This is a genomic window from Streptomyces sp. NPDC104309 (assembly GCF_055584025.1).
Genome location: NZ_JBVJMV010000004.1, coordinates 349867 through 364233, shown reverse-complemented (window position 1 = coordinate 364233; position 14367 = coordinate 349867). Strand labels below are relative to the sequence as shown.

The following is a 14367-nucleotide window of genomic DNA, read 5'->3' as shown; positions in this document are numbered from 1 at the left end:
GCCGAACCGGACCGACGGGTCCGAACGGTCCGGCCCGGTCGGCCCGACTCGAACGGCCGAACCGGACGGTCCGGCGGGGTGGCCGGTCCGGCTCAGCCGCGGACCCACAGCTCGGTGACGGAGATCCCCAGCTCACCCAGCAGCCGGCGCAGCAGCGGCAGCGAGAGCCCGATGACATTGCCGTGGTCGCCCTCGATGGAGTCGACGAACGGTGCCGAGCGGCCGTCCAGCGTGAAGGCGCCCGCGACGTGGAGCGGCTCGCCCGTGGCCACGTAGGCGGCGATCTCGGCGTCCGTCGGTTCGCCGAAGCGGACGGTCGTGGACGCGGTCGCCGAGGCCGTACGGCCGGTCGCGGTGTCGATCACGCTGTGGCCGGTCCGCAGCACCCCGGCCCGGCCGCGCATGGACTTCCAGCGGGCGATGGCCTCCTCGCCGTCGGCCGGCTTGCCGAGCGCCTCGCCGTCGAGTTCGAGCACCGAGTCGCACCCGATGACCAGGGCACCCGCCGCCTCGGGCCGGCCGGCCACCGCGGCGGCCTTGGCCTCGGCGAGCACGAGCGCCAGCTCGGCCGGTGTCGGGGCGCTCAGCGCGTCCTCGTCCACCCCGCTGACGATCACCTCGGGTGCGAATCCGGCCTGCCGCAGAAGGCCGAGACGGGCGGGGGAGGCGGAGGCGAGCACGAGACGGCGCTGATCAGTCATACGCGCCATCGTAGAAGCCCCTCACCGTGTCCCGAGCACGAACATCGCGACCACCATCGCGAGCGCGAGCACCAGCCCCGCGCGCCGCATCATGTCCTGGGCGTCGCGCAGTTCCTTCGGCGGCTTGTTCTCCGGGTCGGACCACAGCATGGGACCGATCCTGGTGCGGGGCCGGACGACGCGCCTGAGTACGGGTACTCAGCCGCCCTGGTGCGTACGGGCCAGATCGCGCCCGTACGCACCGAGGTCCGGACCCGAAGGGGCCCGGACCTCCGAAAACGCCTGCGGACGGGTAAAGGCCCGGTGCGCGAGGGAGAGGGGTTCCGGGCAATCCGGACGAAAGACCTAGCCGGGCCAGTACGTCCGCGCCCAGGCCCGCGGCCCCGGCAGATGGCGTGCGCGCCGGGCGATGCGTCCCGGGTCGGACCACTGACCGGGCAGCGCCGGAGCGCCGGAGGGCACCTCGGACATCGGTACCCCGGCGCGTGCCCGGACCACCGCCAGCGCGGCAGCCAGCTCCTCAGGGGTCGGGTTGCCCCGTACGACCTTGATCATGGCCAGGACCCTTTCTAGAGGGGGATGTTGCCGTGCTTCTTCGGGGGCAGCGACTCCCGCTTGGTGCGCAGCTGGCGCAGCGCCTTCACGATGTGGGCGCGGGTGTCGGACGGCATGATCACCGCGTCGACGTAGCCGCGCTCGGCCGCCACGTACGGGTTGAGCAGGGTGTCCTCGTAGTCCGCGATCAGCTCGGCGCGCTTGGCTTCCGCCTCGGCCGGGTCCGTGACGGCGGCGATGGTGCGGCGGTGCAGGATGTTCACCGCGCCCTGCGCGCCCATCACGGCGATCTGCGCGGTTGGCCAGGCGAGGTTGATGTCGGCGCCCAGGTGCTTGGAGCCCATGACGTCGTACGCGCCGCCGAACGCCTTACGGGTGATCACCGTGATCAGCGGGACCGTCGCCTCCGCGTACGCGTAGATCAGCTTGGCGCCGCGGCGGATGATGCCGCCGTACTCCTGGTCGACGCCGGGCAGGAAGCCGGGGACGTCGACGAAGGTCAGGACGGGCACGTTGAAGGCGTCGCAGGTACGGACGAACCGTGCCGCCTTCTCGCTCGCGTTGATGTCCAGGCAGCCGGCGAACTGCATCGGCTGGTTGGCGACGATGCCGACCGGATAGCCCTCGACGCGCCCGAAGCCGGTGAGGATGTTCGGGGCGAACAGGGCCTGGGTCTCCAGGAACTCGCCGTCGTCCAGCACGTGCTCGATGGCGGCGTGCATGTCGTACGGCTGGTTCGCCGAGTCCGGGATGAGGGTGTCGAGCTCGCGGTCCTCGTCGGTCGTGGCGAGGTCCGCCTCCTCCGGGAAGGCCGGTGCTTCGGAGAGGTTGTTCGAAGGGAGGTACGACAGCAGCGACTTGACGTACTCGATGGCGTCCTTCTCGTCGCCCGCCATGTGATGCGCCACCCCGGAGGTGGTGTTGTGGGTGCGGGCGCCGCCGAGTTCCTCGAAACCGACGTCCTCGCCGGTGACGGTCTTGATGACGTCGGGTCCGGTGATGAACATGTGCGAGGTCTGGTCGACCATGACGGTGAAGTCGGTGATCGCGGGGGAGTAGACCGCGCCGCCCGCGCACGGTCCGACGATCAGCGAGATCTGCGGGACGACACCCGAGGCGTGCACATTGCGGCGGAAGATCTCGGCGAACAGGCCGAGCGCCGCCACGCCTTCCTGGATACGGGCACCGCCGCCGTCGTTGATGCCGATGATCGGGCAGCCGGTCTTCAGCGCGAAGTCCATCACCTTGACGATCTTCTCACCGTAGACCTCGCCGAGCGATCCGCCGAAGATGGTGAAGTCCTGCGAATACACGCAGACGGGGCGGCCGTCGACCGTGCCGTAGCCGGTGACGACGCCGTCCCCGTACGGGCGGTTCTTCTCGATGCCGAAGTTGGTGGAGCGGTGCCGGGCGAACTCGTCGAGCTCCACGAAGGAACCCTCGTCCAGCAGGAGGTCGATCCGCTCGCGGGCGGTCAGTTTGCCCTTCGCGTGCTGCTTCTCGACCGCGCGCTCGGACCCCGCGTGCGTCGCTTCGTCGATGCGGTGCTGCAGGTCCGCGATCTTGCCCGCGGTGGTGTGGATGTCGATCTCTTCCGGCTCGGACATCGGGTGGCGGCTCCCTGCCTGGTCACGGGGACGACTGTGCTGCTGATCAGGTACTGAACACCTACTGATCCGTAGGGTATCGGCGCGGATACGGTTCGGCGGTGCGTCGTTTGCCACACCTAGTCTGGCTTGCATGACACCTTCGGATGCGCCTCACAGCCGCTGGTCGGACCTGGACCGGCCGCCCCTCAACGTCCCCGCGCTGCGCCGCGGGCTGCTGCGGCCGGGCGGCCTGTGGACCTCGCTCGACGTCGTGGAGACCACCGGGTCCACCAACTCCGACCTCGTCGGACGGGCGGCGGCGGGTCTCGGCGAAGGCGCCGTGCTGGTCGCCGAGGAGCAGACCGCGGGCCGCGGGCGCCTCGACCGCGCCTGGACGGCCCCGGCCCGCTCGGGCCTGTTCTTCTCCGTCTTCCTGACGCCCGGTGACGTCCCGGTCCGGCGGTGGGGCTGGCTGCCGTTGCTGACCGGCGTCGCGACGGCGACGGGTCTGGCCCGCGCGGCGGGCGTGGACACGGCCCTGAAGTGGCCCAACGACCTGCTCGTCACGGTGGCGGGAGAGGAGCGCAAGGCGGGCGGCATCCTGGCCGAGCGCGCCGGGAACGGCGTCGTCGTCGGCATGGGCCTCAACGTGTCCCTGCGCGCCGATGAACTCCCCGCCGCCACGGCCGGCTCGCTGGCCCTGGCCGGAGCGGTCTCCACCGACCGGGAGACGCTGCTGCGCGGCGTACTGCGCTCACTGGAGCATTGGTACGGCCAGTGGCGCGCGGCGGAGGGCGACGCGGCGGCGAGCGGACTGCAGGAGGCGTACGCGGCGGGCTGCGCGACCCTCGGCCGCACGGTACGGGCCCAACTGCCCGGCGACCGCACGCTCACCGGCGAGGCCGTGGCGATCGACGGCGACGGCCGCCTGATCCTGGCCACCGACGACGGTCTCCAGGAACCCGTCTCGGCGGGCGACATCGTGCACCTGCGGGGCATCGGCGGCGGCCTGGTCTGAGGAAGCGGGCCGGGGCGGTGCGGCGTGCCCGCTTCCTGCCGCCTTCTGGAGTGTGTACGGGGTTTTCGGGACACGTACCGGGCCGGGGCGTGGGCCGCCGGGGTGTGTCTGCTTCCGGCCTCTGCACCCGGCGCACCGGAACACGTACCGGGGGCATGAGGCCTTGCCCTCCTGGAAACCCCCCACCGGCGGCAACCACCCACGCCCCCTGGCTCACCCAGGAACATTCCCGGAGGCCATAGGGACGTGAGCCACGGCACACCTGCCGTATCGTTGAGGCGATCCACCGACAGATCGGCAGGGCAGTGCGCAGGGAACGGGCAGGAGGCGGCTGGTGACCGTCGACGACACGACCTCCGGTGCGGGCGCGGAGCCCCCGTCGGAACCCTCGGTCCACCCGACACCGCATCACGAAGTCGACCATACGGCGGAACCGACCGACGACCCCCTCGCGATTCGGCTGGAACAGCTGATCCTGGGCGCCGACCGTCGCTACACGCCGTTCCAGGCGGCCCGTACCGCCGGTGTCTCGATGGACCTTGCCTCCCGGTTCTGGCGGGCCATGGGCTTCGCCGACATCGGGCAGGCCAGGGCGCTCACCGAGGCCGATGTGCTGGCGCTGCGCCGGCTCGCGGGACTCGTCGAGGCGGGGCTGCTCAGCGAGCCGATGGCCATCCAGGTGGCGCGGTCCACCGGGCAGACCACCGCCCGGCTGGCGGAATGGCAGATCGATTCCTTCCTGGAGGGGCTGACCGAACCGCCCGAGCCCGGAATGACCCGCACCGAGGTCACGTACCCGCTGGTGGAGCTGCTCCTGCCGGAGCTGGAGGAGTTCCTGGTGTATGTGTGGCGGCGCCAGCTCGCCGCCGCCACCGGCCGGGTCGTGCAGGCCGCCGACGACGAGGAGATGGTCGACCGGCGCCTGGCCGTCGGCTTCGCCGACCTCGTCGGATTCACCCGGCTGACCCGGCGGCTGGAGGAGGAGGAGCTGGGCGAGCTGGTCGAGGCGTTCGAGACCACCTCGGCCGACCTGGTCGCCGCCCACGGCGGCCGGCTCATCAAGACCCTCGGCGACGAGGTCCTCTTCGCCGCCGACGACGCGGGCACCGCGGCCGAGATCGCGCTGCGTCTGATCGAGGCGATGACCCAGGACGAGACCATGCCGGCGCTGCGGGTCGGCATCGCGTTCGGCACGGTCACCACCCGAATGGGCGATGTCTTCGGTACGACGGTGAACCTCGCGAGCCGGCTGACCTCGATAGCCCCCAAGGACGCCGTGCTGGTGGACGGGGCGTTCGCGGAGGAGCTGACCCGTACCGGCGACGCGCCGGTCTCCGAGGCGCAGGCGGCGGAGGAGGCCGCCGCGGCCGAGAAGGAGCGCCGGGACGGCATGGAGCCGTCCCTGCCCAAGTACCGCTACGGGCTGCAGCCGATGTGGCAGCGTCCGGTGCGCGGCCTCGGCGTGGTGGAGCCCTGGCTGTTGGCGCGCCGGGGCACGTCCCGGGCCTGAACGCGCCCGGACCGCTGTCCGGGGAGCCCCATAGGATCCCTCCGGTAACGATCGTTAACCGGAGGGGTGCCAGTCATGACCGTCACGTCCGAGCAGCGGTTCGGGGAATTCGTCGTCGTACGGGTCCACGAGGGGCAGGAACACGTCGCCGAGCTGGTCCTCGACCGGCCGGGAGCGATGAATGCGGTGTCCACGGACATGGCCCGCTCGATCAACGCGGCCTGTGCCGCGCTCGCCGCCGACCCGGGCGTACGGGTCGCCGTCCTCACGTCCAGCCATGAACGGGCCTTCTGCGTGGGCGCGGACCTGAAGGAGCGCAACTCCTTCACCGACGCCGAGCTGCTGCGTCAGCGCCCGACGGCCCGTGCCGCGTACACCGGCGTACTGGAACTGCCGATGCCGACCATCGCGGCCGTGCACGGCTTCGCACTCGGTGGTGGATTCGAGCTGGCCCTGTCCTGCGACCTGATCGTCGCCGACCGCACGGCCGTGGTGGGGCTGCCCGAGGTGTCGGTCGGTGTCATCCCGGGCGGCGGCGGCACGCAGTTGCTGCCGCGGCGGATCGGTGCGGCGCGCGCCGCCGAGCTGGTCTTCACGGCGCGGCGGGTGGACGCGGCCGAGGCGCGTGAGACGGGGCTGGTCGACGAGCTGGTGGAGGCGGGACGGGACCGGGAGACCGCGCTGGCGCTCGCGGGGCGGATCGCCGCCAACTCCCCGGTGGGGCTGCGGGCTGCCAAGCGCGCGCTGCGCCTGGGGCACGGCCTCGATCTGCGGGCCGGTCTCGAAGTCGAGGACGCCGCCTGGCGGTCGGTGGCCTTCTCCGGCGACCGGGCCGAGGGAGTGGCCGCGTTCAACGAGAAGAGGAAGCCGAACTGGCCCGGTGAGTGACGTTGCGTGTTCAAGGAGACACGCAGCGAACGCGATCGACGTCGCAAACTGATCAAATCACCACAAAACTACATAAGCTGTAGCGATGGGTGATGATGTGCGGCTGCGGGCCGTGGTTTCGCTCGCGCAGACGATGGCGGCGGCGCACACCCCGCGGGGGTCGTGGCGAGCGGCTGCGCTGGGGGCGTGCGAGGCGTTGGGTGGCAGCTTCGCCGCGCTCTCCGTCTGGGAGCGGGGGCGCGGGCGGCTGCGCGTTCTGGTGAACGCCGGCGAACGGGCCGAGGGGGAGGAGGAGTTCCCCGAGGAGGAGACGTATCCGGTGTACCAGTTCCCGGAGATCACCGAGTTCCTGCACGAACGGTGGGCCGGTGGCGGTGAGCCGGACGCCTGGGTGGAGACCGCCGACGGTCCGGCGGACGGGACGCCGTGCGCGGGGGTGCGGGGGTACGGGCGCGGGTACTGCGAGCAGCGGGTGGCGGCCCTGCGCCGGCGCGGGCGCGGCTGCTGCGTGGTCGCGCCGATCGTGCTGCACGGGCGGGCCTGGGGCGAGCTGTATGTGGCCCGCCCGGTGGGGCAGCCGGTGTTCGGCCGGGAGGACGCGGACTTCGCGACCGTGCTGGCCGCGGTCGTCGCCGCCGGGATCTCCCAGACCGAACGGCTCGAAGAGGTCCGCAAGCTCGCCTTCACCGATCCGCTGACCGGGCTGGCCAACCGTCGTGCCGTCGACGTGCGGCTCGACGAGGCGGTGGAGCAGCACCGGGCGGACGGGGCGGTGGTCAGTCTGGTCGTCTGCGACCTCAACGGACTGAAGCGGGTCAACGACACTCATGGTCATGCCGTCGGGGACCGCCTGCTGGAACGTTTCGGCTCGGTACTGTCCCGCTGCGGCGCCATGCTGCCCGGAGCGCTCGCGGCCCGGCTCGGCGGCGATGAGTTCTGTCTGCTCGCGGTGGGCCCCGAAGCGGACGAGGTGATCCGGGTGGCCGCCGAACTCTGCGAGCGGGCGGCCGAGTTGGAGCTCGGTGACGGGGTGGCGTGCGGGCTCGCCTCGACCGGTGATCCGATCGGCCCGGTGGTGTCGGCGCGACGGCTCTTCCGGCTGGCGGACGCGGCCCAGTACCGGGCGAAGGCGGCCCGCTCCACGGAGCCGGTGGTGGCGGGGCGTGACGGGGAGGTGATCCGGCTGGCCGACGCGCCGCCCAGGTCCCCGCACGACCGCCGCCACCTGCGTGGCAGCCGTCCCTGACCGTGTGACCGGATCGGTAGCGGCCTCGCCCACGATTGGCAGTGGGAGAAGGAGCGGTGTCCGGGGCCTTCGAATCCAAGGCGGAGGAGGGAGTCGGATGGGGCCTCCCCTGCTCGAACGCAGCCGAGAGCTTGGGGAAGGAGCGTCGGCGACTGACGACAACGCCGGAGGCGGAGGTCCCGGACACCGCGACGCCGCTGACAATCGCGGGCGAGGCCGTAAGGGGTCAACCGCGCGACCACTAGTGACATGAAGGGATTCAATCCGTACGCTTCTGAATATGGATATGCATACAGTCGTGGTGGGGACGTCCGGCACCACCGCCCAGGACGTCATCGCCGTGGCCCGCGGCAACGCCCGCGTCGAGCTCTCCGCGGACGCCGTGAGCGCGCTCGCCGCCGCCCGCGAGATCGTGGAGGCGCTCGCCGCCAAGCCCGAGCCGGTCTACGGCGTCTCCACCGGCTTCGGAGCGCTGGCCAGCCGGCACATCAGCCAGGACCTCCGGGCACAGCTCCAGCGCAACATCGTCCGCTCGCACGCCGCCGGCATGGGCCCGCGGGTCGAGCGCGAGGTCGTCCGCGCCCTGATGTTCCTGCGGCTGAAGACGGTCGCCTCCGGGCACACCGGTGTGCGCCCCGAGGTCGCGCAGACCATGGCCGACGTCCTCAACGCGGGCATTACCCCCGTCGTCCACGAGTACGGCTCGCTCGGCTGCTCCGGCGACCTGGCCCCGCTCTCCCACTGCGCGCTGACGCTGATGGGTGAGGGCGACGCGGAGGGTCCCGACGGCACCGTGCGCCCCGCCGGTGAGCTGCTCGCCGCTCATGGCATCGCCCCGGTCGAGCTGCGCGAGAAGGAGGGCCTCGCCCTCCTCAACGGCACCGACGGCATGCTCGGCATGCTCGTCATGGCCCTGGCCGACCTGAAGAACCTCTACACCTCGGCCGACATCACCGCCGCCCTCTCCCTGGAGGCGCTGCTCGGCACGGACAAGGTGCTCGCCCCGGAACTGCACGCCATCCGCCCGCACCCGGGCCAGGGTGTCAGCGCCGACAACATGCTGCGGGTGCTTGCCGGTTCCGGCCTCACCGGTCACCATCAGGACGACGCGCCCCGTGTGCAGGACGCCTACTCCGTGCGCTGCGCCCCCCAGGTCAATGGCGCCGGACGCGACACCCTCGACTACGCCGGCATCGTCGCGGCCCGCGAACTGGCCTCCGCCGTCGACAATCCCGTCGTCCTGCCCGACGGCAGGGTCGAGTCCAACGGGAACTTCCACGGCGCCCCCGTCGCGTACGTCCTCGACTTCCTGGCGATCGTCGCCGCCGACCTCGGTTCGATCACCGAGCGCCGCACCGACCGGCTGCTGGACAAGAACCGTTCGCACGGGCTGCCGCCGTTCCTCGCCGACGACGCCGGGGTGGACTCGGGCCTGATGATCGCGCAGTACACCCAGGCCGCCCTGGTCAGCGAGATGAAGCGGCTCGCGGTCCCCGCCTCGGCCGATTCGATCCCGTCCTCCGCGATGCAGGAGGACCACGTCTCCATGGGCTGGTCGGCGGCGCGCAAGCTCCGTACCGCCGTCGACAACCTCGCCCGGATCGTCGCCGTGGAGCTGTACGCGGCGACCCGCGCCATCGAACTGCGCGCCGCGCAGGGCCTCGTTCCCGCCCCCGCCTCGCAGGCGGCCATCGAGGCGCTGCGTGCGGCGGGTGTCCAGGGGCCGGGGCCGGACCGCTTCCTGTCGCCGGACCTGGCCGCGGCGGACGCGTTCGTCCGTACCGGAAAGCTGGTCGCGGCGGTCGAGCCGGTCACCGGACCGCTGGCCTAGGGCCTTTCGTCTGGATCGGGCCGGATCGGGGAGCGGGGTCCGGTGCCGTGGATCGCAAGGCGGAGGAGGGAGTCATGGCGGCGCCATGGCGACCGACGACAACGCGGCGAGGCGCGGCACCGGGGCACGCGAGCCCGGCCTGATCCATACGAGAGGTCCTGGGGGCCTTTCGTCTGGATCGGGCCGGATCAGGGAGCGGGGTCCGGTGCCCGGTCCGGCATGATCGGGACGAAGAACCCTGAAGATCCCGGCCTGTTCAGGCGGACAGGGCGTCGGTGCGGCGCATCGAACCGTGGGTGCGGCGGACCGAGCAGGTGACGAACGCCGCGCCGATGGCCAGGAACGCGGTGCCGCCGATCAGATACGGGGTGGTGTCGACCCCGGCGCCGGTGTCGGCGAGCCTCGGGCCCGTCGCGGTGCCTTCGGCGGCGGTGGCCTGCCGGCTCCGGGCGCCCGGAGCGCCGGCCGATTCGTCCGTCGCGTTGGCGGACGGGACGAACCACAGGGCGGCCAGCAACGTGCCCGCGGCGGTGGCGGTCAGGAGCGGGCGGCGAGCAGCGGCCACGGAATCGATCCCCCTTGTCACAGCCGTGAGTTAGGCCTGTACGCCGATGCTAGTGAAAGCAGCGGGTCGCGGGAAAGTCGCAGGGGCGGGGAGCTTACGCTCCGGCACATGAGCACTTCTGAGACATCACGGTTTGTTCGGCTTCGCGTCGAAATGGTGTTGGAGATCACGGACCCCGACGCCCTCAGCGGCACCGCGCTGGAGTCCATCGCCGCCGAGTACGGGGAGCCCGGCGGTGAGGCCGCCGAGGAACGCGTACGGGCCGAGGAGGCCGTGCGGGAGGACGGCGCGGAGGCCCTCGCCTCCCTCGTCGATCCGTTCGACCTGGTCAGCGAGGTGCCGGGGGTCGAACTCGCTCAGGCGTCCTGGACCAGCGAGACCGTCGACTACGACCCGGACGACCCGGACGGCTGGGACCTCGACGAGGACGAGGAGGGCGGCGATGAGGACGACGAGGTCGACGAGGTCGACGAGGTCGACGAGGTCGACGAGGTCGTCCCGCACAATGGGTGAGGACGACGGCGGACACAACGACGTGAGCGGCGGCGCGGAACAACGGCTCCGGCAGGTGTGAAGCACCGGCCCCGGCCCGCTTTCCGTGGGCCGGGGCCGTGGTGCGTACCGGTCTCGCATATACGTGATCGGAAGCGGGAACCACCGCTGCTACGGATGCGTCGGTGAGTGTTGTTCCCCACATCTCTCTTGGATGTGGAACGAAGGACCCTTTCCATGGGTTCTAGGAACATTGACGGGTTTCGCCGGGCGTCGGCGGCTCTGCTCGGGGTTTTTGGGGATTCGGCAACGATGGAGAAGCGTGTGATGACGGGAAGCAAGCGGCGCAGGGGCCTGATGGCCGCGTCCGCACTGCTTGGCGGCGTGCTGGTGCTCACTGCCTGCAACGAAGGCGACGCGAGCGGCGGCAGCGCCCAGAGCTCGAAGAAGTCGCAGGCCGAGGTCGACAAGGCGGCGGCCCAGGACGCGTCCGAGGCGCAGATCGCGATCGCGCCGAAGAACGGCGTGACCAACGCGAGCATCAACAACGACGCGAAGGTCACTGTCGCCAAGGGCACGCTGTCCCAGGTCGCCATGACCACGCAGGCCGGTGCGGCCGTCAAGGGCACGCTCGCCGCCGACGGCAAGAGCTGGAAGCCGGACGTCCAGCTGGAGCGCTCGACCACGTACAAGATCAGCGCGACGGCCAAGGACTCCAAGGGCCGCGAGGCACACGAGAACTCCTCGTTCACCACCGTCTCGCCCGCCAACAGCTTCATAGGCAACTTCACCCCCGAGGACGGCTCCACGGTCGGCGTCGGCATGCCGGTCTCGGTCAACTTCAACAAGCCGATCACGGACAAGAAGGCCGTCCAGGACGGGATCACCGTGACGTCCAGCAGCGGCCAGCAGGTCGTCGGACACTGGTTCAACGCGCAGCGTCTCGACCTGCGCCCCGAGAACTACTGGCAGGGCGGCTCCACCGTCACGCTGAAGCTGGCGCTGGACGGCGTCGAGGGCGCGAACGGCGTCTTCGGTGTGCAGCAGAAGACGGTCACCTTCAAGATCGGCCGCAACCAGGTCTCGACGGTCGACGCCAACACGAAGATGATGACCGTCACCCAGAACGGCAAGACGATCAAGACCATCCCGATCTCTTCCGGCTCCTCCGCCAACCCCACGTACAACGGGCAGATGGTGATCTCCGAGAAGTTCAAGGAGACCCGGATGAACGGCGCGACGGTCGGCTTCACCGACGGCGACGGCAAGGGCGAGTACGACATCAAGGACGTGCCGCACGCCATGCGGCTCTCCACCTCGGGCACCTTCATCCACGGCAACTACTGGGGCGCGCGGTCGATCTTCGGCAGCGCCAACACCAGCCACGGCTGTGTCGGTCTCGCCGACGTGAAGGGCGCGAACGACGCCAACCAGCCCGCCGCCTGGTTCTACAACAACTCCCTCGTCGGCGACGTGGTCATCGTCAAGAACTCCCCGGACCGCAACATCACCCCCGACAACGGCCTCAACGGCTGGAACATGAGCTGGGCGGAGTGGACGGCGGGCTCCCAGGCCTGACCCGCACGCACCATCCCTCCCGCAGTCCCGAATCCCGTACGGAGGCGGCGGCACCCGGATCCCCTCGGATCCGCGGTGCCGCCGCCTTCGGCGTACGCGGTGTTCTCATCCGGCTCTCATCGTGGCCTTAACCCACCATCACGACCGGTCCGTAGCTTCGCGCCATGTTCTTCACCTACCTCCGGCGCGAGCTGCGCCGCCGCAGAAAGGCGGCGCTGGTCGTCGCCTCGGGACTCGCCCTGGGCATCGCGCTGGTCATCGTCGTCAGCTCGGTCTCCTCCGGCATGAGCAAGGCCCAGGACAAGGTCCTGCAATCGCTGTACGGCCTCGGTACGGACATGACGGTCACCAAGGCCGCCGTCGCTCCCGGCTCCGGCGGCGGACGCCCGAAGTTCGAGTTCGACGCCAAGGGCATCGACGACGACTCGACACAGAGCAGCGACCGGGTCCTGGTACAGGGCTTCCAGACGCTGGCCTCCTCCACCGTCGCCGCGATCGGTGGACAGAACGGTGTCGCGGGCGCCGTCGGCGGACTCAGCCTGAACGTCATGAAGGTCGACGGCCAGTTCAAGCGCGGCGAGTTCAAGCAGCAGGGCGACACGGGAGGCCAGGACAACCGGGGCGGTCCCGGCGGGCAGGGCGGCGGCGCCGCGCAGCCGCAGGGCGAGGTCCGGGGCGGCGGTGCCTCCTTCGATGTCAACGCCTACTCCGTGTACGGCACCGATGTCACCCAGCAGGGCCTCGGCCCGCTGACCTCCTCGAAGATCACCAAGGGCCGTACGTTCAAGACGTCCGAGACCGACGCGAAGGTCGCCGTCGTCGACTCCGCGTACGCCAAGGAGAAGAAGCTCGACGTCGGCAAGACCGTGACCATCCACGGGACCAAGTTCACGATCGTCGGGGTCTCGACCGCCGACAGCGGTGACGCGGCCGCCAACCTCTACATCCCGCTGAAGCGGGCGCAGACCCTCGCCGACTCGAAGAACAAGGTCACCACGGTCTATGTGAAGGCCGCGGACTCGCAGCAGATCGACAAGGTCAAGTCCACCATCCAGAAGAACGTCCCGGACACGACGGTCACCACCTCCGCCGATCTGGCCGACACCGTCTCCGGCTCCCTCTCCACCGCCTCCGACCTGGCCGCAGGCGTCGGCAAGTGGCTGTCGATCGCGGTTCTGGCCGCCGCCTTCCTGGTGTCCGGGCTGCTCACCTCCTCGGCGGTCAGCCGCCGGGTCCGGGAGTTCGGCACCCTCAAGGCGCTCGGCTGGAAGAGCGGCCGGGTCACCCGCCAGGTCGTCGGCGAGGCGCTCGTCAACGGGCTGCTGGGCGGGGTGCTCGGCATCGCCGTCGGACTCGCCGGCGCGTACGTCGTGACCGCCATCAGCCCCACCCTCACCGCACAGCTCGGCTCCTCGGGCGGCGGCAGGTTCATGGCCGGTCCGGGCGGTCCCGGCGCGGCCAGGACGCTCGACGTCGCGCTGACCGCACCCGTCTCGCTCTCCATCATCCTGATCGCCGTCGCCCTGGCCGTGGCGGGCGGGCTGATCGCCGGCGCGTTCGGCGGCTGGCGGGCCTCCCGGCTGCGCCCCGCCGACGCCCTGCGCCGCGTCGAATAGCCCCCCCGGCGTCCCACCCCCTTTGTTCCAGCAGGAGTTGACCCATGTATACGCTCAGAGACGTCACCAAGCGCTATACGCGCGGCAAGACCACCGTCCACGCGCTCGCCGGTGTGGACCTGACCATCGAGGACGGCGGACGGCTGGTCATCCAGGGCCCCACCGGCGGCGGCAAGTCCACGCTGCTGCAGATGCTCGGCGGTCTCGACCGCCCCACGAGCGGCAGTGTCGAACTCGACGGTGTGGACCTCGCGAAGCTCGGCGAGGCCAAGCTCACCCAGGTGCGCGCGCAGAACATCGGCTTCGTCTTCCAGAGCTTCAACCTCATCCCGACGCTCTCCGCCCAGGAGAACGTCGAGACCGCGCTCGTGCCGCTGGGCGGCAAGGCGTCCGAGCGGCGCAGGCGGGCCGCCGAGGCACTGGACTCCGTCGGACTCGGTGAACGGCTCGGGCATCTGCCCGGCGAGATGTCCGGGGGCCAGCAGCAACGGGTGGCGATCGCCCGAGCGCTGGTGAAGCGGCCGAAGGTGCTGCTCGCCGACGAACCCACCGGCAACCTCGACGAGTCGATGCGCGACGAGGTCATGGAGGTGCTGGAGACCATGTGGAAGGAGCACGGACTGACCTTCATCATGGTCACGCACGACAGCGCCATCGCCCGGCGGGCGCCACGGCTGGCGACCATCCGCAAGGGCGAGGTCACCATCACGGAGAACGCGGCGGCCTGAGAGGGGACGTGCGGGGGCCGGCCGGGCCGGTGAGGCCGGGGTCCTGACCG

The 14367-nt window shown here is 70.9% G+C and carries 14 protein-coding genes; 9 read left to right on the top strand and 5 right to left on the bottom strand.

Annotated elements, in window-relative coordinates:
- Window positions 1–92 precede the first annotated feature (92 nt).
- The 4 genes from ACZ68L_RS07980 to ACZ68L_RS07965 form a co-directional block, all read right to left on the bottom strand.
- A complete protein-coding gene (locus tag ACZ68L_RS07980) occupies window positions 93–710 on the bottom strand; it encodes a nucleoside triphosphate pyrophosphatase (RefSeq protein WP_451369708.1) in 618 nt (205 codons plus the stop codon).
- Between the two features lie 12 nt (window positions 711–722).
- On the bottom strand, window positions 723–851 hold the full coding sequence (mmpB, locus tag ACZ68L_RS07975) for a morphogenic membrane protein MmpB (RefSeq protein WP_093900106.1): 129 nt from the start codon (window positions 849–851) through the stop codon (window positions 723–725).
- A gap of 195 nt (window positions 852–1046) precedes the next feature.
- Window positions 1047–1256, bottom strand: coding sequence for an acyl-CoA carboxylase epsilon subunit (locus ACZ68L_RS07970; RefSeq protein WP_469575054.1), 210 nt, complete (start codon window positions 1254–1256; stop codon window positions 1047–1049).
- Between the two features lie 14 nt (window positions 1257–1270).
- The gene (locus tag ACZ68L_RS07965) at window positions 1271–2863 is read right to left on the bottom strand and encodes an acyl-CoA carboxylase subunit beta (RefSeq protein WP_469575052.1); all 1593 of its coding nucleotides are present in this window, start codon (window positions 2861–2863) and stop codon (window positions 1271–1273) included.
- Window positions 2864–2996: 133 nt separating this feature from the next.
- On the opposite strand from ACZ68L_RS07965, the gene ACZ68L_RS07960 reads away from it, so the two are divergent.
- The 5 genes from ACZ68L_RS07960 to hutH all read left to right on the top strand — a co-directional run bounded on the left by ACZ68L_RS07960 (window position 2997) and on the right by hutH (window position 9338).
- A complete protein-coding gene (locus ACZ68L_RS07960; protein ID WP_469575050.1) occupies window positions 2997–3863 on the top strand; it encodes a biotin--[acetyl-CoA-carboxylase] ligase in 867 nt (288 codons plus the stop codon).
- Window positions 3864–4197: 334 nt separating this feature from the next.
- Entirely contained in the window at window positions 4198–5373 is a 1176-nt protein-coding gene (locus ACZ68L_RS07955) for an adenylate/guanylate cyclase domain-containing protein (protein ID WP_469575048.1), read from the top strand.
- Between the two features lie 75 nt (window positions 5374–5448).
- Window positions 5449–6261, top strand: coding sequence for an enoyl-CoA hydratase/isomerase family protein (locus ACZ68L_RS07950; RefSeq protein ID WP_469575045.1), 813 nt, complete (start codon window positions 5449–5451; stop codon window positions 6259–6261).
- Window positions 6262–6346: 85 nt separating this feature from the next.
- Entirely contained in the window at window positions 6347–7507 is a 1161-nt protein-coding gene (locus ACZ68L_RS07945; protein WP_469575043.1) for a GGDEF domain-containing protein, read from the top strand.
- A gap of 280 nt (window positions 7508–7787) precedes the next feature.
- On the top strand, window positions 7788–9338 hold the full coding sequence (hutH, locus tag ACZ68L_RS07940) for a histidine ammonia-lyase (protein WP_469575041.1): 1551 nt from the start codon (window positions 7788–7790) through the stop codon (window positions 9336–9338).
- A 256-nt stretch (window positions 9339–9594) separates the two neighbouring features.
- On the opposite strand, the gene ACZ68L_RS07935 is transcribed toward hutH, so the two are convergent.
- The gene (locus tag ACZ68L_RS07935; protein WP_469575039.1) at window positions 9595–9903 is read right to left on the bottom strand and encodes a hypothetical protein; all 309 of its coding nucleotides are present in this window, start codon (window positions 9901–9903) and stop codon (window positions 9595–9597) included.
- 108 nt (window positions 9904–10011) lie between these two features.
- Between ACZ68L_RS07935 and ACZ68L_RS07930 the strand changes: the two genes are divergently transcribed.
- From ACZ68L_RS07930 to ACZ68L_RS07915, 4 genes are all read left to right on the top strand, one after another.
- Window positions 10012–10416 (top strand): hypothetical protein, encoded by a 405-nt coding sequence (locus tag ACZ68L_RS07930; RefSeq protein ID WP_469575038.1) that lies wholly within the window; start codon window positions 10012–10014, stop codon window positions 10414–10416.
- 291 nt (window positions 10417–10707) lie between these two features.
- The gene (locus tag ACZ68L_RS07925; RefSeq protein ID WP_469575037.1) at window positions 10708–11973 is read left to right on the top strand and encodes a L,D-transpeptidase; all 1266 of its coding nucleotides are present in this window, start codon (window positions 10708–10710) and stop codon (window positions 11971–11973) included.
- A 164-nt stretch (window positions 11974–12137) separates the two neighbouring features.
- Complete coding sequence (locus tag ACZ68L_RS07920; RefSeq protein WP_469575035.1) at window positions 12138–13589, top strand: ABC transporter permease; 1452 nt, start codon at window positions 12138–12140, stop codon at window positions 13587–13589.
- A 44-nt stretch (window positions 13590–13633) separates the two neighbouring features.
- A complete protein-coding gene (locus ACZ68L_RS07915) occupies window positions 13634–14317 on the top strand; it encodes an ABC transporter ATP-binding protein (protein ID WP_469575034.1) in 684 nt (227 codons plus the stop codon).
- Window positions 14318–14367: the final 50 nt, after the last annotated feature.

Bases quoted from the DNA above. Each gene is read 5' to 3' on its own strand.
- ACZ68L_RS07980 (WP_451369708.1), bottom strand. From the start codon at position 710: ATGGCGCGTATGACTGATCAGCGCCGTCTCGTGCTCGCCTCCGCCTCC.
- ACZ68L_RS07970 (WP_469575054.1), bottom strand. From the start codon at position 1,256: ATGATCAAGGTCGTACGGGGCAACCCGACCCCTGAGGAGCTGGCTGCC.
- ACZ68L_RS07920 (WP_469575035.1), top strand. From the start codon at position 12,138: ATGTTCTTCACCTACCTCCGGCGCGAGCTGCGCCGCCGCAGAAAGGCG.
- ACZ68L_RS07925 (WP_469575037.1), top strand. From the start codon at position 10,708: ATGGAGAAGCGTGTGATGACGGGAAGCAAGCGGCGCAGGGGCCTGATG.
- ACZ68L_RS07960 (WP_469575050.1), top strand. From the start codon at position 2,997: ATGACACCTTCGGATGCGCCTCACAGCCGCTGGTCGGACCTGGACCGG.
- mmpB (WP_093900106.1), bottom strand. From the start codon at position 851: ATGCTGTGGTCCGACCCGGAGAACAAGCCGCCGAAGGAACTGCGCGAC.
- ACZ68L_RS07930 (WP_469575038.1), top strand. From the start codon at position 10,012: ATGAGCACTTCTGAGACATCACGGTTTGTTCGGCTTCGCGTCGAAATG.
- ACZ68L_RS07950 (WP_469575045.1), top strand. From the start codon at position 5,449: ATGACCGTCACGTCCGAGCAGCGGTTCGGGGAATTCGTCGTCGTACGG.
- ACZ68L_RS07965 (WP_469575052.1), bottom strand. From the start codon at position 2,863: ATGTCCGAGCCGGAAGAGATCGACATCCACACCACCGCGGGCAAGATC.
- hutH (WP_469575041.1), top strand. From the start codon at position 7,788: ATGGATATGCATACAGTCGTGGTGGGGACGTCCGGCACCACCGCCCAG.
- ACZ68L_RS07915 (WP_469575034.1), top strand. From the start codon at position 13,634: ATGTATACGCTCAGAGACGTCACCAAGCGCTATACGCGCGGCAAGACC.
- ACZ68L_RS07945 (WP_469575043.1), top strand. From the start codon at position 6,347: ATGGGTGATGATGTGCGGCTGCGGGCCGTGGTTTCGCTCGCGCAGACG.